The organism is Lysobacter alkalisoli, from assembly GCF_006547045.1.
Classification (GTDB): Bacteria; Pseudomonadota; Gammaproteobacteria; order Xanthomonadales; family Xanthomonadaceae; genus Marilutibacter; species Marilutibacter alkalisoli.
Genome location: NZ_CP041242.1, coordinates 1,437,499 through 1,461,975, shown reverse-complemented (window position 1 = coordinate 1,461,975; position 24,477 = coordinate 1,437,499). Strand labels below are relative to the sequence as shown.

Annotated in this window: 19 protein-coding genes; 16 read left to right on the top strand and 3 right to left on the bottom strand. The window is 67.0% G+C overall.

Annotated features, from left to right (window positions below):
• Positions 1-9: 9 nt before the first annotated feature.
• The 13 genes from FKV23_RS06365 to FKV23_RS06305 all read left to right on the top strand — a co-directional run bounded on the left by FKV23_RS06365 (position 10) and on the right by FKV23_RS06305 (position 15,021).
• Positions 10-1,017, top strand: a complete 1,008-nt coding sequence (locus FKV23_RS06365; protein WP_141623100.1) for an NAD-dependent epimerase — start codon at positions 10-12, stop codon at positions 1,015-1,017.
• A gap of 82 nt (positions 1,018-1,099) precedes the next feature.
• Positions 1,100-1,720 (top strand): XrtA/PEP-CTERM system exopolysaccharide export protein, encoded by a 621-nt coding sequence (locus FKV23_RS06360; protein ID WP_141623099.1) that lies wholly within the window; start codon positions 1,100-1,102, stop codon positions 1,718-1,720.
• Positions 1,717-3,282 (top strand): XrtA system polysaccharide chain length determinant, encoded by a 1,566-nt coding sequence (locus tag FKV23_RS06355; protein WP_244244115.1) that lies wholly within the window; start codon positions 1,717-1,719, stop codon positions 3,280-3,282. The genes FKV23_RS06360 and FKV23_RS06355 overlap by 4 nt, the downstream gene beginning before the upstream one ends.
• Positions 3,279-4,049 carry a P-loop NTPase family protein gene (locus FKV23_RS06350; RefSeq protein ID WP_141623098.1) on the top strand — a complete coding sequence of 257 codons (771 nt, stop codon included), beginning with the start codon at positions 3,279-3,281 and terminating at the stop codon, positions 4,047-4,049. Before FKV23_RS06355 ends, FKV23_RS06350 begins: the two co-directional genes overlap by 4 nt.
• A gap of 10 nt (positions 4,050-4,059) precedes the next feature.
• Complete coding sequence (locus FKV23_RS06345; protein WP_141623097.1) at positions 4,060-5,385, top strand: porin family protein; 1,326 nt, start codon at positions 4,060-4,062, stop codon at positions 5,383-5,385.
• A gap of 52 nt (positions 5,386-5,437) precedes the next feature.
• Positions 5,438-6,604 carry a glycosyltransferase gene (locus FKV23_RS06340; RefSeq protein ID WP_167285043.1) on the top strand — a complete coding sequence of 389 codons (1,167 nt, stop codon included), beginning with the start codon at positions 5,438-5,440 and terminating at the stop codon, positions 6,602-6,604.
• 7 nt (positions 6,605-6,611) lie between these two features.
• Complete coding sequence (locus FKV23_RS06335) at positions 6,612-7,742, top strand: glycosyltransferase (protein WP_167285040.1); 1,131 nt, start codon at positions 6,612-6,614, stop codon at positions 7,740-7,742.
• Entirely contained in the window at positions 7,723-9,075 is a 1,353-nt protein-coding gene (locus tag FKV23_RS06330; protein WP_141623094.1) for an O-antigen ligase family protein, read from the top strand. The genes FKV23_RS06335 and FKV23_RS06330 overlap by 20 nt, the downstream gene beginning before the upstream one ends.
• Positions 9,072-10,103 (top strand): polysaccharide deacetylase family protein, encoded by a 1,032-nt coding sequence (locus FKV23_RS06325; RefSeq protein ID WP_141623093.1) that lies wholly within the window; start codon positions 9,072-9,074, stop codon positions 10,101-10,103. Before FKV23_RS06330 ends, FKV23_RS06325 begins: the two co-directional genes overlap by 4 nt.
• Position 10,104: 1 nt before the next feature.
• On the top strand, positions 10,105-10,902 hold the full coding sequence (locus FKV23_RS06320; protein ID WP_141623092.1) for a polysaccharide deacetylase family protein: 798 nt from the start codon (positions 10,105-10,107) through the stop codon (positions 10,900-10,902).
• Positions 10,899-12,023, top strand: coding sequence for a glycosyltransferase family 2 protein (locus FKV23_RS06315; protein WP_141623091.1), 1,125 nt, complete (start codon positions 10,899-10,901; stop codon positions 12,021-12,023). Before FKV23_RS06320 ends, FKV23_RS06315 begins: the two co-directional genes overlap by 4 nt.
• Positions 12,024-12,037: 14 nt before the next feature.
• A complete protein-coding gene (locus FKV23_RS06310; RefSeq protein WP_167285037.1) occupies positions 12,038-13,303 on the top strand; it encodes a glycosyltransferase family 4 protein in 1,266 nt (421 codons plus the stop codon).
• A complete protein-coding gene (locus tag FKV23_RS06305; protein WP_141623089.1) occupies positions 13,300-15,021 on the top strand; it encodes a glucosamine inositolphosphorylceramide transferase family protein in 1,722 nt (573 codons plus the stop codon). Before FKV23_RS06310 ends, FKV23_RS06305 begins: the two co-directional genes overlap by 4 nt.
• Positions 15,022-15,344: 323 nt before the next feature.
• Here FKV23_RS06305 and FKV23_RS06300 read toward each other — a convergent pair whose 3' ends face one another.
• Positions 15,345-16,085, bottom strand: coding sequence for a YdcF family protein (locus FKV23_RS06300; protein ID WP_141623088.1), 741 nt, complete (start codon positions 16,083-16,085; stop codon positions 15,345-15,347).
• An 83-nt stretch (positions 16,086-16,168) separates the two neighbouring features.
• On the opposite strand from FKV23_RS06300, the gene FKV23_RS06295 reads away from it, so the two are divergent.
• The 3 genes from FKV23_RS06295 (at position 16,169) to FKV23_RS06285 (ending at position 22,194) form a co-directional block, all read left to right on the top strand.
• Entirely contained in the window at positions 16,169-16,807 is a 639-nt protein-coding gene (locus tag FKV23_RS06295) for a serine O-acetyltransferase (protein ID WP_141623087.1), read from the top strand.
• The gene (locus tag FKV23_RS06290) at positions 16,794-18,485 is read left to right on the top strand and encodes a right-handed parallel beta-helix repeat-containing protein (protein ID WP_167285035.1); all 1,692 of its coding nucleotides are present in this window, start codon (positions 16,794-16,796) and stop codon (positions 18,483-18,485) included. The genes FKV23_RS06295 and FKV23_RS06290 overlap by 14 nt, the downstream gene beginning before the upstream one ends.
• Positions 18,486-19,317: 832 nt before the next feature.
• Positions 19,318-22,194: an NEW3 domain-containing protein gene (locus tag FKV23_RS06285; protein WP_167285032.1), complete on the top strand. Its 2,877-nt coding sequence runs from the start codon at positions 19,318-19,320 to the stop codon at positions 22,192-22,194.
• Here FKV23_RS06285 and FKV23_RS06280 read toward each other — a convergent pair.
• Both FKV23_RS06280 and FKV23_RS06275 read right to left on the bottom strand, forming a co-directional pair.
• Positions 22,102-23,595: an oligosaccharide flippase family protein gene (locus FKV23_RS06280; RefSeq protein ID WP_141623084.1), complete on the bottom strand. Its 1,494-nt coding sequence runs from the start codon at positions 23,593-23,595 to the stop codon at positions 22,102-22,104. The genes FKV23_RS06285 and FKV23_RS06280 overlap by 93 nt on opposite strands.
• A complete protein-coding gene (locus FKV23_RS06275; RefSeq protein WP_167285029.1) occupies positions 23,592-24,476 on the bottom strand; it encodes a serine aminopeptidase domain-containing protein in 885 nt (294 codons plus the stop codon). Before FKV23_RS06275 ends, FKV23_RS06280 begins: the two co-directional genes overlap by 4 nt.
• Between the last annotated feature and the right edge of the window lies 1 nt (position 24,477).

Here is a 24,477-nt window from a genome sequence, read left to right as displayed (position 1 = left end):
GGAATGAGGATGCGGATTCTGGTCACCGGTGCCGCCGGCTTCATCGGCTACCACGTTTCGCAGCGACTGCTGGAGCGCGGCGATGAGGTGCTGGGCTTCGACAACGTCAACGACTACTACGACCCGACGCTGAAGGAGGCACGGCTGGAACGGCTGGAACAACACGCCGGCTTCGGCCTGATGCGGGCATCGCTGGAGGACCGCGAAGTCGTGGAGCGGGCCTTCCGGGTGTTCAAGCCCGAGCGGGTGGTGAACCTCGCCGCACAAGCCGGCGTGCGCTATTCGATCGAGAACCCGCGCGCCTACATCGACAGCAACATCGTCGGATTCATCAACATCCTGGAAGGCTGCCGCCATCACTCGATCGAGCACCTGGTCTACGCCTCGTCGAGCTCGGTCTACGGCGCCAATACCCGGCTGCCGTTCGCCGTCGACCATGACGTCGATCACCCGGTCAGCCTGTACGCGGCAACCAAGAAATCCAACGAGCTGATGGCGCACACCTACAGCCATCTCTACGGACTTCCAACTACGGGCCTGCGCTTCTTCACCGTATACGGGCCTTGGGGACGACCCGACATGGCGCTGTTCCTGTTCACCCGCAACATCCTCGCAGGCAAGCCGATCAACGTGTTCAACCATGGCCACCACCGTCGCGACTTCACCTACATCGACGACATCGTCGAGGGCGTGGTCCGCGTGCTCGACCGTGTCCCGGCCGCGGACCCGGACTACGACTTCGGTCATGCCACCCCGGCCGCCTCGGCGGCGCCGTACCGGCTCTACAACATCGGCAGCGACCGCCCGATCGAGCTGATGAAGTACATCGGCCTGATCGAGGACTGCCTCGGCCGCAAGGCCGAATGCAACCTGCTGCCGCTGCAACCGGGCGACGTGCCCGAAGCGCATGCCGATGTCGAGGCGCTGCGTCGCGACGTCGGCTACGCCCCGACCACGTCGGTGGAGACCGGAGTGCGCCGCTTCATCGACTGGTACCGGGCGTACTACCGCGTCTGAGCCGGTACGCCGGCGTCGCCTTGCTGGCCTGCCCTGCCTCCCAACCGCGTTGTCTACAGCTGACCCCCAGGGGACTCCAGTCATGCACAAGATAGCCCTCATTCCCGCCGTCCTCCTCGCCCTGCTGCTGGCCGCCTGTGCAAGCACCCCGGGCACTTCCGGCGCGCGCCCCCCGGACGAAGCGCCGGCTGCCGTAGAGCAGTACCGGATCGGCGTCGACGACATCGTCCAGGTCACGGTGTGGCGCAACCCCGACCTCGGCATCACGGTGCCGGTGCGGCCGGACGGAAAGATCTCGGTGCCGCTCGTCGGCGACGTGCCGGCGGGGGGGCTGACCCCGGACGAAGTCGCCGCCGACATCACCACCAGGCTGGCCGCCTACGTGCGCGACCCGCAGGTCGCGGTGATCCTGACCGATCTGCGCAGCCATGAGTACCTGTCGCGGGTGCGGGTGACCGGCGCGGTCCGGCAGCCGGTCTCGATCCCCTACCGCCAGGGCATGACCGTGCTCGATGCGGTACTGGCCGCCGGCGGGGTCACCGAGTTCGCCTCGCCATCGCGGTCGGAGCTGTACCGCAGCAACGGCGAGAACACACGCAGGTATGCGGTCAAGCTCGACCGCATTCTCGATCGTGGCGACCTGAGCACCAACTTCAAGGTCGCCCCCGGCGACGTCATTACCGTACCCGAGCGCATCCTGTGAATATCCCGACCCTGGAATGGAGCGGGCAGGAGCCGCCCGCTTCGATGATGGCGCTGGCCCCGATCGCGCTGGAGGAGCTCAAGCGCCGCCATCTGGTGCTGGCCGTGATCTTCACGTCCATCGCTCTGCTTGCACTCGGGGCCGGCCTGTTGCTGCCGAAGAAGTACACATCCTCGACCACGATCCTGGTCGAGGACACCAACATCATCCGTCCGCTGATGGAAGGCCGGGCGGTGGCAACCGCGATCTCCAACCGTGCCAGCATCACCCGCCAGGTGGCCTTCAGTCGCAAGGTCATGAACGAGATCCTCGGCACCGGTGGCTGGATGGATGACAACCCCACGCCGATACAACAGGAACGATTGATCGAGGAGATCACCAAGCGCACCCGGATCGACAATCCACGCGACAACCTGATCCAGATCTCCTACACCGACTCCAACCCGCGCCGCGCCTTCGAGGTGACCAGGCGCTTCGCCGATCTGGTGATCGAGGAAAGCCTCGGTACCAAGGAGCGCGAGAGCCGGGACGCCTACGACTTCATCGATTCGCAGGTAAAGCAATACCACGGCAAACTGACCGATGCCGAGTCCCGCCTGGAGGCATATCGCAAGTCCAATCCCGACGCGCGCCCCGGCATCGAGGTCGACGTCAATGCGCGTATCGGCGAACTGCGTCGGCTGGTGGAATCGGCACGCATGGACCTGCACGACCTGCGCTCTCAGGAAACCGCGCTGCAGGCGCAGTTGTCGGGCGAGAACGAAATCACAGTCGTACGCAGCCGCACCGGGCAGATGATCGCCCGCCTGGCCGAACTGGAGGAGGAGCAGGATCGCCTGTTGCTCAGCTATACCCGCCAGCATCCGGATGTCGTTCGCGTCCAGCACCAGATCGACGACCTGCAGGAACAACTGCGTAACGAGGACGGGTTGCGGCGCACGCGCGCACCATCGTCATCCGACCGGCTGAGCAACAGCGCCGAATACAACCCGCTGTACGCCGAGCTCAAGAGCAAGCTGGCCCAGACCCGTCGGCAATCGGCGGCCATGGCCAGCCGCATCTCGACCTCGCAACAACTGCTTGAGGAAGAACTTGCGCGAAGCCGACGGATCGCCGCCTCGGAAAGCGCGCTGGCCGAACTGACCCGCGACTACGAGGTCAACCGCGACCTCTACCAGGACCTGCTCAAGCGCCGCGAGAACGCCCGCGTCTCGATGAGTCTGGATTCGGAACAGCGCGGCCTCAACTTCCGCATCCAGGAGCCGGCAACGTTTCCGTTGCGGAGCAATGGATTGCGGCTGATGCACGTGGCTGGCGGCGGCCTGGGCATGGCCGTGGCCACGCCGCTGTTGTTGCTGCTGGTACTGGTCAAGTTCGATCCTCGCGTCCGAAGCGCTCCGCAGATAGAACGTCAGGGCGGGCTGCCCGTGCTTGGCATCGTTCCACACTACCGCACGGCAAAACACCACCATCGCCGGCGCATCGCTGCCGCGGCCCTCCTTCTTCTGCTGGTCCCGGTCGTCTACGGACTGGTCCTGATCACGCAACTGGTCCAGGCATGAGCACACTCTCCTTCCCGAACAGGCAGTCCGGTCACGAGGACCACGCTCCGCAGCCTTCCTCCGGACGCTCGCGCTCGCTTTCGCTGCGACACGAAAGCACCATGCTGACGCCGCAGCAGATGGAGGACCGCTCGCTGATCTGCCGCTCCTCGGTGGCCCGCCCCGACGTCGATGCGTTCCGGGAGTTGCGCACCCGGCTGTTGGCGATGACGACCAACAACTTCGTCGCCCTGGTCGCCCCGGTCAGCGCCGGTTGTGGCGGCAGTTTCGTAGCCCGCAATCTCGCGGCGGCGATGGCCTTCGACGAGACCAAGACCGCGCTGCTGATCGATTGCGATCTGCGCCACCCTTCCCAGCACGCCACGATGCACATCGAACCGGTTTCGGGCGGTTTGATCGACTACCTGGAGAACCCGGACGACGAGCGCGGCGAGCTGTCTTTCGAAAGCGTGCTCTACCAGACCGGCGTACCAGGGCTGAACCTGATGCCGGCCGGGGCCATGCGCGAGGCCGGCATCGAATATTTCTCTTCGGTGCGGATGCGGTTGATGCTCGATTCGATCCGCAGCCGCCATCCGGACTGCTACATGTTCCTCGACAGCCCCCCCGTTCTCGGTTCGCCCGAAGCGCGGATCCTGGCCGATCTGGCCGACATCGTGGTGCTGGTCGCCGGCTACGGTCGGAACACGCCGCAGGCGATCGCCCAGGCCGCCGCCAACTTCGACCCTGAGAAGTTCGCCGGTGTCGTATTCAACCAGGGCGTGTAAGGAGATCGGCATGGACACCGGGACTCGACGCGGCACACCGGGGCATACCTTGTTGTTCCTGGCGCTGGCATCGCTGCTGCCACAGGTGGCGGGCGCGATCGACCTGGAGTACGAGGCCAGCCTCGGCGTCATCCACAACTCCAACATCGCCCTGTCCGAGACCGACGAAATCAGCGAGACCACGATCTCGCCCGGCATCGCCTTCGAAGTAAGCCAGGAAGGGGCGACGCTGGAACTGGCAGGGCGCGGCAACGTGCGCTACCTGCACTACACCGGCAACAGCTTCGACGATGAGTTCCGCGGCCAGTTCACCGGGCACCTGCGCTGGCGGGTCATTCCGGAGCGGCTGGATTTCATCGCCGAGGACTACCTGAGCGAGCAGCCGGTCGACATTCTGTCCTCGTTCGCCCCGAACAACACCCAGCGAGTCAATATCGTGACCGGCGGCCCCACCCTGTACCTGCGTTTCAACGGCAATACCCGCGGCCAGTTCGACCTGCGCTACAGCCGCAGCCACGCCGAGGAAACCACGGACTTCAACGGCCATCGCTACAATGCCGCATTGCGCGTGCTGCGCGACTTCAGCGCGACCACCCGCGGCTCGCTCAACCTCGAATCGACCCGGGTCGACTTCGACGAAGCCGGCAGTTCGGTCGATTACGATCGCCACGACGGTTACCTCAACTTCCAGCGCAACCTCAATCGCATAGATTTCAGCCTTGATGCCGGTTACTCGCGGCTCGAACGGGACGGCATCGGCGGCGACCACTCGAACCACTCAAGCGCCCTGTTCCGAGCCGACTTCAACTGGCGTGCGACCGCCTTCGGCACCCTGAGCCTGCACGCCGACCATCAATTCTCCGATGCCACCCAGGCCCTGTCGAAACTTTCGCTCGGGCCCGAGGCACCGGTCGGCACCGACATCGACCCGGGCGGCACCGTCATTTCATCGGACACCTACCGCCAACGCGACATACGCGCGACCTGGCACCAGGCGGACGATGTGTCCACGCTCGACGTGGGCGTCTACCGCACCCGCTCCCGCTATATCGGTGACGACAGCTTCGACAACGACGTCAGCGGCGCCCACATCAACTACGAATACCGCATCCGTCCGTTGCTGACCGTGTCGGCATCCGCGTTCCACCAGCGGCGCGAGTTCGACAATCTCGATCGCCGCGACCGCGACACGGTGCTCACGGCCGGAGTTTCCAGACAGTTCACGCGCCACTGGATCGGCCGCTTCGATCTCAGGCGGATCTCCCGCAACAGCACATCCCCGGGTTTGAGCCATGACGACAATGCCGTCATTGTCAGCGTCATCTATCGGCGCTGACTGTCCGGGCACAGATTCCGGGAACGTTGATTCCAGCGGTATCGGCGCGCCCTTGGACAGACAGCAAGGGCACGACCCGATCCGTCTCCTGCTGCTGACCGACACCACGGTCGCCAGCACCGGGGGCAGCGAACGCTTCCTGCGCAACCTGATCGCCGGCCTTCCCGCGGACCGCTACCGGATCACCCTCGTCCAGCTCGGCGCCTTCTCCGGGCCTGAAGCATGCCTGCGGACACTCGCCGGGGAGCCGCCCGTGCGAATCATCAACTGGCCGGTCGGCCGCGTTTACGGTGCCGGTGGCTGGAGAGCGATGGCTCGCCTGCGGCAGCTCCTGCGCACCGAACGGTTCGACATCGTGCAGTCGCAGCACGAAAAATCGGACCTGCTCAACGCCCTGGTCCGCGGTCAACCGTCGCCACCGCTCCGGTTGTCGAACCGGCGCGACATGGGATTCAAGAAGAACTGGCGTCTGCGGACACTGTTCCGGCTGGTCAACCATCGCTACGACGGCGTGATCGCACCGGCACCGGAAATCCTCTCCGTGCTGGCCTCGCACGAGGGCCTGCCGGCCCATTCGATGTTCTGGATCGCAAACGGTGTCGATACCCAACGCTACCGGCCATCGCCAGAGCATCTGCGTCGCGAATGCCGCGATGCGCTTGGACTGTCGCCGGAGCATATCGCCTTCGCCTGTGTGGCGAGCTTCTACCCGGTGAAGTGCCACGACATGCTGCTCGAGGCTTTCGCGCAGGTCCATCGCTCGCAACCGAACGCGCGCCTGCTGCTGATCGGCCAGGGCGGGTTGCAGGAACAACTCGAAGCGCGCGCCCGGGCACTCGGCATCCATGCCGCGGTCGACTTCCTCGGCGCCCGCAACGATATCGACAGACTGCTTCCGGCGATGGACGTGGCCGTACTCACTTCATCCAGCGAGGGGATGTCCAACGCCCTGCTCGAGGCCATGGCCTGCGGCCTGCCGGTGGTCGCAACCGCGGTGGGTGGCAACCGGCAACTGGTCCGGCACGAAGGCAATGGCCTGCAGGTGCCGGTCGGCGACAGCTATGCCACCGCCGAGGCCATGCTACGGCTGGCCGGATCGCCTCTCCTGCGCCAAAAGATGAGCCGGCACAGCCGCGAGCGTGTGGAGCGGGATTTCTCGCTGGCGAACATGGTGCAGTCCTACGACGCCCTGTACAGGCGCCTTCTGGGGTGCGGCTGAGATGGGCGTGCGCCTCAAGATCCTGCAATTGCGTTCCAGTGCCGGCCTGTTCGGTGCCGACAGGGTCGTGCTGGCGCTCAACGGCGCGCTCGACGATGCAGGTATCGACAGCGGCCTGTTGTGCATCAACAACTATCGGATGCAGGAACAGGCGCTGCACCAGGCCGCAACCGACCGGCGGCAGGATGCCGCGTTGCTGCCGTGCCGGCGGCGGATCGACCTGGCCACCATCGCCCGGCTTGCAGGCGAACTTCGCCGGCGTGGCACGGACATCGTCCACGTGCACGACTACAAGAGCGCCTTCTACGCCTGGCTCGCCACCCGTGGCCAGGCGGTGCGGTGCGTGGCGACGATGCATGGCCAGGTCGACGGCACCCGCAGCCTGCGCCTGTACAACCGGATCGAACTGGCGTTGCTGAGGCACTTCGATGCACTGGTCGCAGTATCCGCGCGTCAGGTCGAGGCCCTTGGGAAGGCCGGAGTTCCAGGTCAGCGGATCCACCTGATCGACAACGCGATCGAATGGCCATCGCCGTCGCCACTGCGGACCGCGGAGATCCGCCGGGAACTCGGCCTCGATCATGGCCAGTTCGTGTTCGCGGCCGTGGCCCGCTTCTCGCCGGAGAAGAACCTGGGTCTGCTGGTGGATGCATTCGCAGCGGTCGCCGAAGACAAGCCCGACAGCCGCCTGCTGCTGGTTGGCGATGGGCCCGATGCCAGCGGGTTGCGCCAGCAGGTGCATGCGCTGGGCCTGGAGCGCCACGTCCACTTCACCGGCTTGCGCGACGACATGGAGCATGTGTACCCGCTGTTCGACTGCCTGGTCCTGCCGTCGCTGACCGAGGGCATGCCACTGGTGGTGCTGGAAGCCATGGCGCATGCGATACCGGTAATCGCCAGCGATGTCGGCGAGATCCCGCGCCTGCTCGCGCAGACCGAGCATGGACAGCTGATTCCCCCGGCCGACCGCGATGCACTTGTCGCTGCCATGCGGAACGCCCTGCTCCGTCGCGGACAACGCGATGCGCGCGCCCGCCGCCATGTCGAGACCCACCATTCACCTGCCGCCATGGCCGTGCGCCATGCCGCCCTGTACCGCTCGTTGACGGAGTCGGTCGATGAACCCCAGGCGGCCTGATCCCAGCGCTGTACCCGGCTCCGTCCGCTTCCCGCTGGCGGAGCGGGCACTGCCGCTGCGTCCGCGGTTGCAGGCGCCCGCCGGGCCAACCCGGGCATCGGCCACGCCCGCCTCCACGCAACGGAGACACCCGCAGAACTGGCCGCTCTACCTGTTCCTGTTCCTGATCCCGCTGCAGAACCTCCAGACCGGCTATCTGCCCAACATCGGGGCAGGCCTGAATTTCCTCAATGTGATGTTCCTGCTGGCTTGGGTCGGGGCATGGTTCTCCGGCGCCCGGCTGGCTCGCAACGAGCCGGTCAACCGCTGGGTCCTGGCCTATGCGTTGTACGGCGTCGTCTCGCTGTTCGTCGCTTCGGCCCATGTGGCCGATGCCGGCGACCATTTCCAGATGCTCAAGGATCAGCTGATCGGCCTGTTCGTGCTGTACCTGGTGCAGATGAGCGTCGGCGACTGGAGCACCGCCCGCCGCGTGCTGCTGGTCACCCTGCTGCCGCTGCCGTACATCGCCCGGGTGATCTGGTCGCAGCACAACAGCGTTTCCCGCTGGCACTACTCCGACGACCTGCGCATCAGCGGTACCTTCTCGATGCTCGGCGCCAACGAGTTCGCAGCGTTCTGCGTGACCGTGGCAGTGGTGCTGTTCGCCGTGCTGATCGCGGCCCGGATGCCGAACCGCTGGCGGATCGCATTGGCGGCAGGCGTGGCGTGCATGGTGCTGGGCGTTCTCTACGCCTATTCGCGCACGGCCTATATCGCCCTGCTGCTCGGCCTGGTCACGGTGATCCTGGCCTGGCGTGGACGCTGGAAGTTGATGTTGCCGCTGCTGCTCGGGGCGGCGCTGCTGCCCGGTGCGCTGCCGCAATCGGTGATGGAACGCTTCGACAGCACCTCCGTCGACGAGGGTGAGCGCGACGAAAGCACCGAGATGCGCTTCGTCTATTGGGAACTGGCATGGGACAACTTCAAGCGCAACCCGGTTGTCGGCACCGGCTTCCACACCTTCACCCACCCCGAATACAACCCGTACGGCATGGACACCCATAACCTCTACCTGAGGACGCTGAGCGAAGGCGGACTGATCGGCTTCACCCTGCTGCTGGGCGTGTTGCTGTCGGTATTCACGACCGCCAGGCGCGAACTGACCCGCTCACCCACCGGCAGCCTGCGCTACGCACTGGCCCTGGGGCTCATCGGCGCCTGGATGGCGCTGGTGTGCGGGAACCTGTCCGGCGACCGCTTCACCCACTACCCGATGATTGCTTTCTTCTGGGTCTACGTGGCCATGGTGGTAAAGGGGAGACACCTGCCCCCGGAGGCCCCGCCACGATGATCGCGACCTGCCGGCAATGGCTGCGATACCTGTTCGCGCTGGCGGTTCACTACAGCGGCCTGGACCTGCTGTACCGCCGGCTCTCCGGTGGCGGACTGGTGTTGCTGATGTTGCATCGTATCCGCGACGACGACGATCCCTACCCGCTCAGCATCAATGCAACGACGCTGACGACCTTGGTCGACTGGCTGCTGCAGCGCGAGGTTCTGCTCAGCCTCGATGATGGCCTGCGTCGACTGGATGAATCCGATGCCCGCTCCACCGCCTATGCCATCACCCTCGACGACGGCTACCGCGACAACCTGCGGATGCTCGAAGGCCGGCTCGCCGGGGTGCCGGCGGTGCTCTATCTCGCCACCCGTCACATCGGTGCCGAGCCGATCTGGGCCTACCGGCTGGCCGACGCCATCCATGCCCGACGCAACGACCTGCTCACGCTTGGCCCGCACGGTCTGGGCAACTACGATCTGTCCGATCCGGATGAAGTCCGGCGTGCGCTGGTGCAGATCCCCCGCTGGCTGAAGACGCTTCCGGACGACAGCATGCAGGCCTGCCTGGCCGGCATACTCGCCCGACTGGATCCCGGCCCGGTCGACAACGAGCGCACCATGCTGGGCTGGGACGATGTCCGCACCCTGCACGACAAGGGCATCGAGATCGGCGGTCACACCCGCAACCACGTCCTGCTCAGCCAGGTGGACGAGCAGACCGCCCACGATGAAGTGTTCGGCTGCAGCCGCGACATCGCCGACGCACTGGACATGCCGCCGCGCCACTTCGCCTACCCCAACGGTACGGTCCACGACTTCGGCGATCGCGACATGCTGATGGTGAAGCGAGCCGGCTACGCCACCGCTGCCACCACCATCGAAGGGATCAACCGGCGCGGCGTGGACCCGTTCCGGTTGCTGCGCCACAACGTCCACGAGTCGCGTTACCTGTCGCCCCTCGGGCGGCTGTCACCCGCGCTGTTCTTCAGCGACACCAGTGGCCTGCTGTGCTGGCTGCGCACCCGGGGGAGGCACTGACATGCTGCCGGTGCTGATGTACCACGGGCTTCACGCCGACACCGGCGCCCCAGGCCGTTTCGACCCGGTCTACAGCGTCCACCCGGACAATTTCGCCCGCCAGCTGGACTGGCTGTGCAAGAGCGGTTACCGCAGCGTGCGGTTCAACGACCTTGCCGATGGCGGTGTCGACGGCACTGCTTGCGGCCGGCGTGTCGTGATCACCTTCGACGATGGCGACGTGTCCAATGTCGAGATCGCGCTGCCACTGCTGCTCGAACGCGACATGGTCGCCGAGTTCTTCATCACCAGCGACTTCGTCGGCGAGCCGGGCATGCTCGACATCGACGATGTCCGCACTCTCGCCCGCCATGGCATGGGCATCGGCTCGCACGGACGCAGCCACCGTTTCCTGGAAGACCTGGACGCGGACGCCATGGAACTGGAGCTTCGCGAAAGCCGGGCACGGCTCGAAGCCTGGAGCGGACAACGCGTCGATGCCCTGGCCCTGCCCGGCGGACGCGGTGGCCGACGTGAGCTCGTGGTCGCCGCCGCACTCGGATACAGGCATCTGCTCGGTTCGGTACCAGGCCCCAACCGTCATCCGGGCGGAGGCTGGATCGAACGGATCGCGGTAACCCGAAAATTGTCCGACGCACACTTTCGCCAACTGGTCCGCTGGCAGGGCATGACGCCGTGGGTTGTCCTCGCGCGCCACCTTGCTCTCAGCATTCCCAAGCGTCTGCTCGGCAACGCCGGCTACGACACACTTCGGCAAAGACTGCTGCGGCAAAGACCGCTGCGGGAACGGCTGCCATGAGCGCCGCGATGGCCATGCTGTTCTGGCTCGCGACGGCCGTGGTCGGCTACGCCTACCTCGGCTATCCGCTGCTAGTGCGATGGCTGGCGTCACGGCGCGCCACCACGCCGATCATGTCGACCGATGCACAGGCGCCGCGGGTCACGGTCCTGATCGCGGCGCACAACGAGGCCCGACGCATCGCCTCGCGCCTGCTCGACATCCTGGCCCAGGAGCATCCGGCCGATCGCCTGTCGGTCATCGTGGTCAGCGACGGCAGCAGCGACGGTACCGCCTGGGCCGCCGACATCGGCGACCCGCGTGTGCGGGTGGTGGAACTGCAGCCCAATGGCGGCAAGGCCGTGGCCCTCAACCTGGCCGCCTCGATGGCGGAAGGCGAAATACTGGTGTTTGCCGACTCCCGCCAGCGATTCGTTCCCGGCACCCTGCGAGCCCTGCTGATGCCGTTCGCCGACCCGCAGGTGGGTGCGGTCAGCGGCGAGCTGGTGATCGAAGGCGCAGGTGATGAAGGCCTGTACTGGCGGATGGAAAAAGCCCTGCGCTTCGACGAAGCACGGCTGGGCTGGCTGCACGGGGTCAGCGGTGCGGTGCACGCGATGCGGCGCGAACTGTTCAAGCCGATGCCGCCCGGCACCGTGCTCGACGACATGTGGCTGCCCTTGAACGTGGTGCTGTCCGGTCGCCGGGTATGGATGGCACGCGACGCGGTCGCGCTCGATGTGGCCAGCGCGACCCCCGGCGAGGAATTCCACCGCAAGCTGCGCACCCTGGCCGGCAACTGGCAGTTGCTGGCGCGGCTGCCGGTGCTCGCCGACCCGCTGCGCAACCCGGTGTTCCTGGCCTGGTTCTCGCACAAGTTCCTGCGCCTGGTGGTGCCCTGGGCGTTGCTAGCCGCGCTGATCGCCTCGGCATTGGCCGACGGCGCGTTCTATCGCATCGCCCTGGCGGCCCAGCTCGCCGGCTATGCGGTCGCCGCGCTGGCCTGGGCGATGCCGCGCCCGGCGGCACGGATTCCGCTGCTGCCCGCGGCCGGCACCTTCCTGATGCTCAACTCAGCGGCCCTGCTGTCGCTGCCGGCCTCACTCACCCGCGACGCGTCCCGACTCTGGCGCAAGCACTGATCCACAGGACGTCCATGGCCCGCATCATCGCCCTGACCAGCCGCCTGCCGTTCCCGCCCCGGGAAGGCCACCAACTGCGCTCGTGGCACCTGCTCAAGGCATTGGCCGCGCGGCACGAGGTGACCCTGCTGTCTTTCGTACGCCGGGATGACGACCTCGCCGGCCTCGACTGTCTGCGCAAGACCTTCAAGGCCGTCCATGTGTTCCCGATCCCGAGCGAGCACTCGGGTGTCTCGCGCGCCCGCGCGCTTCTGCGCGGGGTCGGCGGAGCGGATCCGTTCGTGGTCGCCAAATATGCCTCTGACGCCATGCGCGACACCCTTCGACAGCTGGCCGTGGACGCCGATGCGGTTCATTTCGACATGCTGCCGCTGTTCGCCCATGTCGATTGCGTGCCCGACGGCGTGCCGACCGTGCTCAACGCGCACAACGTCGAGCACGTGCTGCTGGAGAAGCGACTGGGTATCGAATCCAACCCGTTGCGGCGCTGGTTCATCGCCACCCAGATCGGCCGGCTCCGCGCGTTCGAGCGGGCCGCCTGCCGACGCGCGCAGCTGATCCTGGCCTGCTCGACCGACGATGCCGCCTGCCTCCAGGCACTGGCGCCCGACACCGCCATCCGTGTCACCCCGAACGGGGTCGATCTCGACGGCAATGCCCCGGCCACGACCGCTCCGGCGCATGGCGCACGGATGGTCTTCGTCGGTCAGATGGGCTGGTTCCCCAACCGCGACGGCGTGGAGTGGTTCATGGGCGAGGTGTTGCCGAACATCGTCGCTGCCCGCCCGGACGCCGATTTCGTGCTGGTCGGCAAGCCGGAGGGACTGGCGGTCCCGGCGAACCTGCGCCGACACGTGACCCTGGCCGGTTTCGTCCCCGACCTGCGGCCGATCGTCCACGACGCAGCGATCTACGTGGTGCCGTTGCGTGCCGGCAGTGGTACCCGGCTCAAGGTGTTGGAGGCGATGGCGCTGGGCAAGGCGATCGTCACCACCCGCATCGGCAGTGAAGGCATTGCTCTGCGCGATGGCGAGGATGCGATGTTCGCCGACGATGCCGGTGATTTCGCCAGGGCGGTGCTGGAACTGATGGACGACCCGATGAAGATCGCACGGCTGGGTTCGTTCGCCCGCGGCTGCGCCGAGCGCCACTATGGCTGGGACGCGATCGGCCTGGGCCTGCTCCGCGACTACGACACTCTGCTGGACTGCACTTCGCCACCCGACGCCCCACCACCGCCATCCCGATCGGCAACGACGCGCAACGTGGTGACCACATGAACCTGCCCTCGCCGCCGTTTCCCAACAGCCGGGGTAACACGAGTCCGCTGTACGCACCTGTCGCCCCGATAGCCGACCCGTTGCGGATCGGCCTGCTGGTGGATGGCGACCACGTGCCGGCGTGGGTCGCGCGGATCGTCGAACAGATCGGCAACAGCGGCTTCGCCAGGATCGTGGTCGTGGTCCGCAACAACGAGCGGCCACGCCGATTGTCCCTGCGCGCGCGCATCCGCACGCGGCTGCGCCACTTCGCCTGGCAACAGTACTATCAGCGCGACAGCCGCCGCCGACGTGGTCCTGATTCACCCTTCCACGCCCGCGAACTGCGCCCACTGATCGGTGAAGTGCCATGGTTCGAGGTCCGGCCAAAGCGCCGTGGCTTCGTCCACCGCATCGAGTCTGCGGACCTGGAGCGGATCAACGCCACCCGGCCCGACCTGCTGCTGCGTTTCGGCTTCAACATCCTGCGCGGGGGAATCCTGCAGCTGCCGCGGCACGGCGTGTGGTCCTATCACCACGACGACAGTGCCGAGTACCGCGGCGGGCCGGCGATGTTCTGGGAAATCCACGAGGGCAACCCGCTGACCGGCACCGTGCTGCAGCGGCTGAGCGAGGAACTCGACGCCGGCGCAGTCCTGTACCGTTCGCACGCGGCCACCCACCCACATTCGCTCGAACTCAACCGCGCACCGGCCTACTGGAAAGCCTCGTCCTTCGTGATGCGCTGCCTGCGCAGTCTGGCCGCCGGCGAGCCGTTGCGGGAAACACCGCCCGGCCGCTGCGACAAACCGCTCTACCGCACGCCCGGCAACCTGAAGATGGCCCATTTCCTGGCCCGGACCCACCTGCGCAAAGCGCGCAGGTGGGTCGACGACCGGCTGCGCGTGCCGCACTGGCATGTCGCCTGGCGCCACACTCGTGAACCGCTCGACCCGGGCGCGCCCACACTGTCCAACATGCGCGAACTGCCCTGTCCGCGCGGGCATTTCTATGCCGACCCGATGCTGCACATGCACCGCGACGAGCCGTGGCTGTTCGTCGAGGACTTCGACTACCGGCTCGGCAAGGGCTCACTGGTCGCATTGCCCTGGTCGGACCAGGGCCCGGCCGGCGACGCGCGCCCGGTGCTCGATCTCGACGTGCACCTCTCGTACCCATTCGTATTCGAATGGCGCGGCGAAACCTGGATGGTGCCTGAGTCCGCGGCCGCGCGCCGGGTCAGCCTGTACCGCGCACGCCGCTTTCCCGACCAGTGGGAATACGTCTGCGACCTGCTGCACGGCCATCGCGCCGTCGATGCGACCTTGCACGAACACAATGGCCGCTGGTACCTGTTCGCCAACATCTGCGAATCGGGCGGCGGCACCTACGACGAACTGTTCCTGTTCCATGCCGACACCCCGCTGGGGCCATTCATGCCCCACCCCTGCAATCCGATCGTCTCCGACGTGCGCCGCGCACGCCCGGCCGGCCGCCTGTTCACGCACAACGGCGCACTGATCCGGCCGGCACAGGACTGCGCCCGCGGATACGGCAACGCCCTCGTATTCCACCGGGTCGAGGAACTCGACGCCCGCCACTACCACGAACAGCCGCTGGGCCGGCTCGCACCGGAATGGGCACCCGGACTCGACGGCTGCCACACCTACGCCCGCCTCGGCGACATCGAAGTGGTCGACGGCAAACAACCGGTCTGGCGCCGCAGGGTCGGGGCCTGAAGCGGCCTGCTACACGCGTCACACGCAGGGGCGAGCACTCATTCCCCGCTCCACCGGCAATGACGATGGTGGACACACCCGTGCCAACCTTGCTGTGCATCGGACACGATGACGTTCGGTGAGGTCGGACACTCTTTCCATGCGCGCCAGCCAACTATCCAGCAGCCGGTGGCCATGCCTTTGCGGGACCTTCCGAAACATGGATGTTTCGGATGAGCCCCCATGGATGGGTTTACGGCGTGTCCCGCAAAGGCATGGGCATCGGCTGCCTCGCAAAGCCTCCTGTTCCTGGCGGAATCACTCCATCCACTCCCGCCAGGCGACTACGACGGCCCCACCCGCCGCGCACGCCAGCGATAGGCCAGCGTCCCGGCCAGCTCATGCAGCGCACGCTCGCTCTTGACCAGCGCCGACGACTGCGGGACGAAATACCCCCAGCCACCAGGCGGCTGATAGTCACTGCCGCTGGGATGAGCGCAGGGATCGAAACCCGCAGCACCGAACGCGACCCTCGCACGTGGCATATGCAATGCGGACGTCACCAGACGGATCCGGGACGAGCCGTGATCGCGCAGGGCGAATGCGTTTTCCCACGTCGTGGCCGACTCCGTCTCGGTCCGCAGCGCGTTGTCCGGCACGCCCCACCCGCGCGCAAGCGAGGCCAGCATCTCGCTCTCGGCGATGGCGTACGGACCTCCGCCGGCGATCACCAGCTCGCCACCTTCGCGCTGCCACAGCCGTACCGCCGCATACAGCCGACGCCAGCTCTCCGGATTCAACGCAGCGTAGTCATCAATGCCGCCGGGCGACCGCAGGAACCCGCCGGACAGCACCACGATCGGCGATGACGCTTCCACCTGCAGGCAATTCTCTGCAGCGCCATTTCCCGATTCGGCCAGCCGCACCAGCACATTGGCACCCAACGGCGTGCACAGCACCAGCGGCAACGCGGACATCGCCAGCCCCGCCAGCCGCAACCGCCGTCCCAGACGCCGCCACGCCAGGCAAAGCGCCAGCGCCAGCAGCAGCCCCCAGGTCAGCGGCGAGAGCAGCAGATACCCCATGCGGACAGTCTCGCATGACCGATTCCGACGGCACAGTGCGTAACAGTCAGTAGCCAATCCATATTCCGGCGGCGACACCGCGCATGCTCGAAACCCTGCGACAAGACTTCCAGCGCTATCACCGCGTCGCCCTGACGACCGGCCCAAGGTTGGCCCGTCTTCGCGCCTGCCTGCGCTACGGCTTCATCGCCGTGTGCCTGCATCGCTACGGGCGCTGGACCCGGACCCTGCGGCCACGCTGGCTGTCGCTTCCGTTCAAGCTGATCTACGCAATCCTCAAGATCCCGGTGGAACTGCTGCTGGGGATCGACATCTCGGGCAATGCCAACATCGGACCCGGGCTGTATATCGACCACTTCGGCGGCATCTTCCTGCACTGCGATGCCGGCCGGAACCTCAGCGTCACCCAGGACGTCACCCTCGGCTACAAGGGTGCAGGCCGGTCCACGCGCTGGCCGCGGCTGGGCGACGACGTCTACATCGGTGCCGGCGCCAAGGTGATCGGCGACGTATCGATCGGGGATGGCGTGCTCATCGGCGCCAACACGGTCGTCACCAAAGACGTGCCCGCACATATGCGTGTCGTCGGCGCAGCGATCAGGATCTCGCCCCTCGAATGTCTTGAGCGCACCGATCTTTCTGGCGAAGGCACGGCGGCTGCCTCGCCGTCGTCCGCCGACACGCCGGCACGGACCGAGGCAACGATGCATGCCAACGGCTAGCTCCGGCATCCGCAACCGGGGAGGCGACCTCGGCATCCTGCTTGCGCTGACCCTGGTCCCGGCCTGCGGAAGCCCTTCGGCCATCGAAGCCGTGGATGGGGATGGCCCGCGCCCGCCCGATGCGCGCGCCGACGGCGAAGTCCGCGAGGATGCCGCCATCTGGTACGTCCGCACCGACGGCGGCAGCGCTGCCCAGTGCACCGGCACCAGCAATGCCGCCTATCCCGGCTCCGGCTCGAGCGCTGGTTCACCCCAAGCCTGCGCCTGGAACTCCCTCCACCAGGCCCTGCCCATCGGCGCCACCGCTCGCATCAACGGCGGCGATACCGTCTACATCGCCCCCGGCGAATACATGATCGGCTGGGGCGCCCCCGGCGCCGAAGGCGGGCGCTGCTACTCCGGTGGCCGCTACGACTGCTACCTGCCGCCCATCCCCTCCGGTCCCAGCGCCACCAGCAAGACCCGCATCCTCGGCCTCGACCCCGCTCGCCCGCCCAAGCTCTGGGGCACCGAACGCGTCCAGTCCATGCTCAACCTCAACGGCAGCTCCAACGTCGAGATCGGACACCTGGAGATCACCGACAAGAGCGACTGCGTTGAATTCCACACCAACTCCAGCGCCCGCTGCGAGCGCAACTCCGCCCCCTACGGCCAGTGGGCCAGCGTCGGCATCTCCGCCTCCAACTCGCGCAACGTCCACCTCCACGACCTCGACATCCATGGCCTGGCCAACCGCGGCATCATGGCCGGCGGCCTCACCGACTGGACCGTGGAACGGGTCAAGTTCGTCGGCAACGGCTGGGCCGGCTGGGACGGCGACATCGGATCGGGCAGTTCCAACAGCGGCAACATCGTCCTGCGCGAGGTCGAGATCGGCTGGAACGGCTGCGGCGAACGCTGGCAGACCCGACAGCCCTGGGCCTGCTGGGCCCAGCAGGCCGGCGGCTACGGCGACGGCCTGGGCACCGCCACCACCGGCGGCCACTGGCTGATCGAGGACAGCTACATCCACCACAACACCTCCGACGGCATCGACCTGCTGTACATGGACGGCGGCAGCAACTCCTCGGTCACCATCCGCCGCACCCACGCCGTCGGCAATGCCGGCAACCAGCTCAAGACCAACGGCCGCGCCACCATCGAGAACTCGGTGGTGATCGGCAACTGTTCCTTCTTCGACGGTCGCGACTCCATGCAGTCCGGCGACCAGTGCCGTGCCCTGGGCAACGTCGTCTCCGTCGGCATGGTCAACAGCCAGCCGGTCGTGCTGCGGCACAACACCATCACCGGCGAGGGCGACTGCCTCATCCTCAGCAGCGGCGGTGATGCAAGCACCCGCCTCGACATCACCGGCAACGTGCTGCTTGGCCAGACCGACTGGCACCGGCAGCAGGAACTCAGCTGCGTTCATTACCACGACAACTCCACTGCCGTGACCCGCTTCTCCGGCAACGTGGTCTGGAACACCAAGCGCCATCGCTGCCCGGGCGACAGCCTGTGCATCGACCCGGGACTGTCCGATACCCGCCTGGCCCACTTCGACCCGGTACCGCGACCCGACAGCCGCATCGCGGGCCGCGGCCCGGTTCCGGACCGGGACGAACGCGACTTCAAGGGCAACCTCCGCCCCGCGGGCCAGCCCTCGACGCCGGGCGCGATCGAGGCACCCGGAAAATAAGGTTCTTCTCCCAATCAAGGGGAAAGCATCAGGTCTGCTGGATGGCCGGGGCGCCAGGGGCGAAGGCCCTTGGATGCGAATGTCCCCCGGCACCGGCCAGGGCCGGCGCCTCCGCCTTGATTTCGCACCCAAGGGCCTTCGCCCCCGGCGTTCGGACATGGCCGGTAGTTCCAGAAGCAGAATCCCGGGGAGGACCGGCTTCGCGTTTCGGTGTAGCCGCGCGATCCGACGTGGCCTGCCGGCCTTGACGGCGAAATCAAGGAGGAAGCCGCCGCCACGGGCGGCGGCCGGGGGACATTCGCCGGCAAGGCCGGCAGGTCGCGTCGGGACAGCCAGGTAGCGGCGAAAAGTAGCGGCGAGAACCGGCGATCGAACGCAATCGGCAGCGTCCACGCCTTCGCTGAAAGCGCGCTCCCCCTCACTTGGAAGAAGAACCGAAAATAAGGTTCTTCTCCCAACTCCGGGGAGAGCGGCTTCGGCAGGAGTCGCCGCCCGTCGGGGTGGGGGTGGCCTTTCGCGAGCGTGAAGGCGTGTCGCTTCGGATGGTTTCTCATCAAGTGCCGAAGACAGGCGGCTGTTTGGTCGCTGGAGCCTGCGACCGACAATGCCGATCCGCCAGATGAACGCGGGGCGATCGTCATGCATCTTGCCCATATCGCGACATGAACATCTGCCAACAACATCCCGGCAGATTTCTTTGATGCCACCAAAATTGCCGTATTTGTGGCCCACGCTGCAGAAGCAGACCCCCAAAACGCCAAAAATCCGCTCCGGGTCAGCAGGGAAGCAGTACGCCCACTCCCCCTGCACACAAAATTCTGGAGCCCACTCCGTGGTTTTTGGCACCTCTTCCCGCCCGTTCGCGCGGCGAGCATCCTTCCTGCAGCCCCGTTCGCTGCTGCTCGCCTTCCTCGCCCTTTCCGCCCTCGCAGCCGCCGGCTCGGCCACCGCCGCCACGTACTACGTCCGCACCGACGGCGGCAGCGCTGCCCAGTGCACCGGCACCAACAATGCCGCCTATCCCGGCTCCGGCTCCAATCAAGCCTGCGCCTGGAACTCCCTCCACCAGGCCCTGCCCATCGGCGCCACCGCCCGCATCAACGGCGGCGATACCGTCTACATCGCTCCCGGCGAATACATGATCGGCTGGGGCGCCCCCGGCGCCGAAGGCGGACGCTGCTACTCCGGCGGCCGCTACGACTGCTACCTGCCGCCCATCCCCTCCGGCCCCAGCGCCACCAGCAAGACCCGCATCCTCGGCCTCGACCCCGCTCGCCCGCCCAAGCTCTGGGGCACCGAACGCGTCCAGTCCATGCTCAACCTCAACGGCAGCTCCAACGTCGAGATCGGACACCTGGAGATCACCGACAAGAGCGACTGCGTTGAATTCCACACCAACTCCAGCGCCCGCTGCGAGCGCAACTCCGCCCCCTACGGCCAGTGGGCCAGCGTCGGCATCTCCGCCTCCAACTCGCGCAACGTCCACCTCCACGACCTCGACATCCATGGCCTGGCCAACCGCGGCATCATGGCCGGCGGCCTCACCGACTGGACCGTGGAACGAGTCAAGTTCGTCGGCAACGGCTGGGCCGGCTGGGACGGCGACATCGGATCGGGCAGTTCCAACAGCGGCAACATCGTCCTGCGCGAGGTCGAGATCGGCTGGAACGGCTGCGGCGAACGCTGGCAGACCCGACAGCCCTGGGCCTGCTGGGCCCAGCAGGCCGGCGGCTACGGCGACGGCCTGGGCACCGCCACCACCGGCGGCCACTGGCTGATCGAGGACAGCTACATCCACCACAACACCTCCGACGGCATCGACCTGCTGTACATGGACGGCGGCAGCAACTCCTCGGTCACCATCCGCCGCACCCACGCCGTCGGCAATGCCGGCAACCAGCTCAAGACCAACGGCCGCGCCACCATCGAGAACTCGGTGGTGATCGGCAACTGTTCCTTCTTCGACGGCCGCGACTCCATGCAGTCCGGCGACCAGTGCCGTGCCCTGGGCAACGTCGTCTCCGTCGGCATGGTCAACAGCCAGCCGGTCGTGCTGCGGCACAACACCATCACCGGCGAGGGCGACTGCCTCATCCTCAGCAGCGGCGGTGGCTCGAGCGCAAGCCTGAGCATCCAGAACAACGCCCTGGTCGGCCAGACCGACTGGCGCCAGCCGTTCGAGCTCAGCTGCGGTCACTACGCCGACAATTCCAGCGCCCAGGTCAGTTTCTCGGGCAATGCGTTCTGGAACGTCAAGCAGGGACAGTGCCCCAGCGGCAGCATCTGCACCAACCCGCGGCTGGCCAGTACCACCCTCGCCAGCTTCGACGCCACCCCGCTCTCCGACAGCCCGCTGGTCAACAAGGCTCCGGCGCTGAGCGGCATCACCAACGACTTCTACACCAACCCCCGCCCGTCCGGTTCCGCACCCGACATCGGTGCGATCGAACTCCAGTCCGGCGGCGGCAGCCCGACCCCGACCTGCACCCGCAATGCACCGACGTTGAGCCTGAGCGGTGGCGGCAGTGCAGTGGCTGCCGGCACCGCGATCACCTACACCCTGAGCCTGACCAACCGCGACAGCAGCGCCTGCCAGAACACCAGCTTCAGCCTGGCCCGCACCGTCCCCTCCGGCTGGACCGGCACTCTCGGCAGCAGCAGCCTGAGCGTGGCCCCGGGCGCCAGTGCCAGCACCACCTTGCGCGTGACCTCGCCGACCAGCGCCAGCGCCGGCAGCTACAACATCGGTGCCGGGACCAGCAGCAGCGTGGGCAGCAGCCACACCGCCAATGCGTCTGCCACCTACACCGTGGCCAGCCAGACCGCGCCGCCGGCCCCCGGCTGCACGCGCGCCAAGCCAACGGTACGGCTGACCGGATCGAGCCGCCCGTCCCGTGCCGGCAATCCCGCCCGTTACACCCTGTCCATCACCAATCGCGACAGCGGTGCCTGTGGCAGCACCACGTTCAACCTGGCCCGCACGGTCCCGTCCGGCTGGACCGGCACCCTTGACGCGTCGAGCTTGCGGCTTGCCGCAGGTGCCAGTGGCAGCACCACCTTGCGGGTGAACTCGCAGCGCACGACCTCGGCTGGCAGCTACGACATCAGTGCCCGTACCACGAGCAGCGTGGGCAGCGTGCACAGCGCCAGCGCCGTTGCCAGCCACACCGTGGCCTCGGTGCGCCTGTACAGCTCGAGTGACGACAAGAGCGGGAGCGATGGCGTATCCGGCGCGTTCTGGGGTGGTTTCGACAATCGCCGCCTGATTCGCCTGGCTTCGGTGGATGGTCCGCAACAGCTTTTTGACCACTCCGGCCATTTCTCCGCCACGGATACGCGGCACTACGGAAGCGCCAGGCAGGCTGCGGATTCATCCTGGTACGTTGCCACGACGTCGTCCGCCCGCCGCGTGGCGCCGATCACGGACAGCATCGCGATGCTGGACGAGGAAGACGAAAACGAGCGCGCCGAGGGCACCCGAAGCAATGCTTCGAATCGACCGGCGACGGCGGCACCGGTCACCGTCAGTGCACCACAGTCCACTGCAGCGCCAGTCGCACCGTCCAGGCGGACCGGGACTCACGCGAAAACCCCGATCACCTGGCAGATCATCAGCTCAGTGCGCCACTACACCCTTGATGCGTCTGACGACATGGGCGACAGCCGCGCTGCCGGCCAGGTCGCGTACGCGGCCGTCCAGACCCAGTAACACGGCCAGATAGGCGAGTCCGGTCGCGCCTCCTCCGAGCAGGAGGCGCGACCATCCGGCCTGGAGCCCCCAGAGTGCCCAGGCCACACCGCCGGCCACCAGCACGGCCAGCAATGCCGTCAGCAGACAACGCGCGTCCGGCAGCTTCAACAGCGAACGCTTCACGCAGATGCAGTGTGCGATGCCCAGCAGGGCCGAACTGCACACCGTCGCCCAGGCCGCGCCCATCACGCCGAAACGCGGGATCCACAACCAGTTCAGCACGGCATTGGCCAGCAGGGTGATGAAGGTCAGGCCGAGCACCGCCTTCGACCTCTTCTCCAGCAGCAGGCCGTAACCGGCCAGCAGCAGCACCGGCTGCAACACGCAGATCATTGCCAGCAGCGCGAACACCGGTCCGGAACCGGCCTTGTCCGCACCGCTCGCAACCAGGATCAGATCGCTGCCGAAACAGCCGAACAACAGCGCGATCCCGGCCGCGGCATAGGTCATCGGCACCAGCACCCTCGCTTTCAGGTCGCGCAGCGCGGCTTCGCCCTCGGTCGTGTAGACGCGGTTCGCCACCGGCAGGAAGGCCTCGAACACCGATGCATTCATGAACAGGCTGACCTGCATCGCCAGCGACGAACCGATGCTGTAGACCCCGACCAGTGCGAACTCGCCGGTGATGCTCTTCAGCATCCAGCGGTCCAGCGACACCAGAGTCACCGAGATGATCTCGCTGGCCGCCATCGGCAGGCCGAACAGAAGCGCCGCGCGGGTTTCGGCGGTATCGACCGCGCCCCGCGAGAAACCCAGGTGGCGTCGCGCCCAATGCAGGTAAAAGCCCACGAACAGGATCGAGGTCAACAGTCGCCCCCAGTAGGCGGCGACCGCACTGGCCTGGATCAGGAACACCGCGCCCAGCATCAGCGCCAGTTCGATCCAGCGGCTGCTGACCCGGACGTGCATGACCAGTTGCGAGCGCTCGGTGACCTTCTGCACCGTGTCGACGAGGCTGGAGAAGATCGCCAGCGGCGCCATCGCCACCACCAGCCAGAACATCGCGCTCTGGCGCACGCCGGCCAACACATCCACCAGCAGCATCGCCACCACCAGCACCGCCCAGACCACCAGCGCGAGCGCGACCGGCAGGTAGAACAGGTTGGTCGAGAACGCCCGCTGGCGCGTCTCGTCGCCGTCGTGCGGATAGAAACGCTGGATCGCATGCTGGGCGCCGAACTTGCCGACCGCTACCGCCATCAGCAGCCAGGCACCGTAGTAGCCGAACATCCCGTACTGGGTGTTGTCGAGCGCACGCGTGAGCAGCGGAAACGAAACCAGCCCCGCCAGCAGCGTCAACGCATTGCCTGTGGCGTAACGCCGGTAGTGGGTGCCTACGCCGGTACTGCCCTGGCTCATGGCCCCGCGTTCGCGGTCCGCTCCGACGACGACGCGGGAAATTCCTCCAGCATCCAGTCGGTCACCCGGGCAACCAGCCGCTCGCGCTCGCGGCGCAGGTAGAAGGTGTGTTCGCAGTCGCGCCACAGTTCGACCCTGACCTGCGGCGCGCGGCCGGCACGGCCCAGCGCGGCGGCGAACTGCCCGGCATGATTGAAATAGTAGTAGCTGCCGGAGGTGTACAGGCACAGCAGGCGCACGCCGCGATCGACCAGCCCGGCCAGCTGCCGTGCTGCATCCGCCCGCTCCGGGAAGTCGCGGTAATCCAGCAATCCCGGCGTTTTTTCCGCTCGCAATCTGCGTGCGAGCGACAGCCAGCGGCGCGGGGAGAAAAGTCGTGGCAGCAGATGGCGGATCCAGAAGCCTCGGGTACGGTAGCCGGGACCGTCGAGCAGGATCGCACCAGCCACGCGCCGGTCCCGCACCGCGATATGGAACGCATCGTCGGCACCCGAGCAGATGCCGCCGAGCACGAAACGCATCGCACCGGTTTCCGCACCGATCAGGGTCATCGCCGCCTGCGCCTCGCGCTGGTGACGGTCGCCGGTCGACGGACTGGCTGTCGGGCTGTCGCCGCGTCCGGCCTGGTCGAAGCGCAGCACCGCGAATCCCGCCGCGGCCAGTGCCCGTGCCAACCGTACATAGCCACGGTAGGGCCCGGCCCGGTGCACCAGCCCGGCATTGAACAGGATCACCGCGGTGTTGCGCGCGCCTCCCCGCGCCTGCGCATGCGGCCGGTGCAGCACGCCGATCAGGCCGGCGCCGAAGCGATGCACGCTCTCGCCCAGGCCATTGCTGATGCGGCGTTCGGGCGCTTGCAGCTCGCCGGGTCTGTCGATCATC

Bases quoted from the DNA above. Each gene is read 5' to 3' on its own strand.
- FKV23_RS06365 (WP_141623100.1), top strand. From the start codon at position 10: ATGCGGATTCTGGTCACCGGTGCCGCCGGCTTCATCGGCTACCACGTT.
- FKV23_RS06360 (WP_141623099.1), top strand. From the start codon at position 1,100: ATGCACAAGATAGCCCTCATTCCCGCCGTCCTCCTCGCCCTGCTGCTG.
- FKV23_RS06350 (WP_141623098.1), top strand. From the start codon at position 3,279: ATGAGCACACTCTCCTTCCCGAACAGGCAGTCCGGTCACGAGGACCAC.
- FKV23_RS06345 (WP_141623097.1), top strand. From the start codon at position 4,060: ATGGACACCGGGACTCGACGCGGCACACCGGGGCATACCTTGTTGTTC.
- FKV23_RS06330 (WP_141623094.1), top strand. From the start codon at position 7,723: ATGAACCCCAGGCGGCCTGATCCCAGCGCTGTACCCGGCTCCGTCCGC.
- FKV23_RS06325 (WP_141623093.1), top strand. From the start codon at position 9,072: ATGATCGCGACCTGCCGGCAATGGCTGCGATACCTGTTCGCGCTGGCG.
- FKV23_RS06320 (WP_141623092.1), top strand. From the start codon at position 10,105: ATGCTGCCGGTGCTGATGTACCACGGGCTTCACGCCGACACCGGCGCC.
- FKV23_RS06315 (WP_141623091.1), top strand. From the start codon at position 10,899: ATGAGCGCCGCGATGGCCATGCTGTTCTGGCTCGCGACGGCCGTGGTC.
- FKV23_RS06310 (WP_167285037.1), top strand. From the start codon at position 12,038: ATGGCCCGCATCATCGCCCTGACCAGCCGCCTGCCGTTCCCGCCCCGG.
- FKV23_RS06305 (WP_141623089.1), top strand. From the start codon at position 13,300: ATGAACCTGCCCTCGCCGCCGTTTCCCAACAGCCGGGGTAACACGAGT.
- FKV23_RS06300 (WP_141623088.1), bottom strand. From the start codon at position 16,085: ATGGGGTATCTGCTGCTCTCGCCGCTGACCTGGGGGCTGCTGCTGGCG.
- FKV23_RS06295 (WP_141623087.1), top strand. From the start codon at position 16,169: ATGCTCGAAACCCTGCGACAAGACTTCCAGCGCTATCACCGCGTCGCC.
- FKV23_RS06290 (WP_167285035.1), top strand. From the start codon at position 16,794: ATGCCAACGGCTAGCTCCGGCATCCGCAACCGGGGAGGCGACCTCGGC.
- FKV23_RS06280 (WP_141623084.1), bottom strand. From the start codon at position 23,595: ATGAGCCAGGGCAGTACCGGCGTAGGCACCCACTACCGGCGTTACGCC.
- FKV23_RS06275 (WP_167285029.1), bottom strand. From the start codon at position 24,476: ATGATCGACAGACCCGGCGAGCTGCAAGCGCCCGAACGCCGCATCAGC.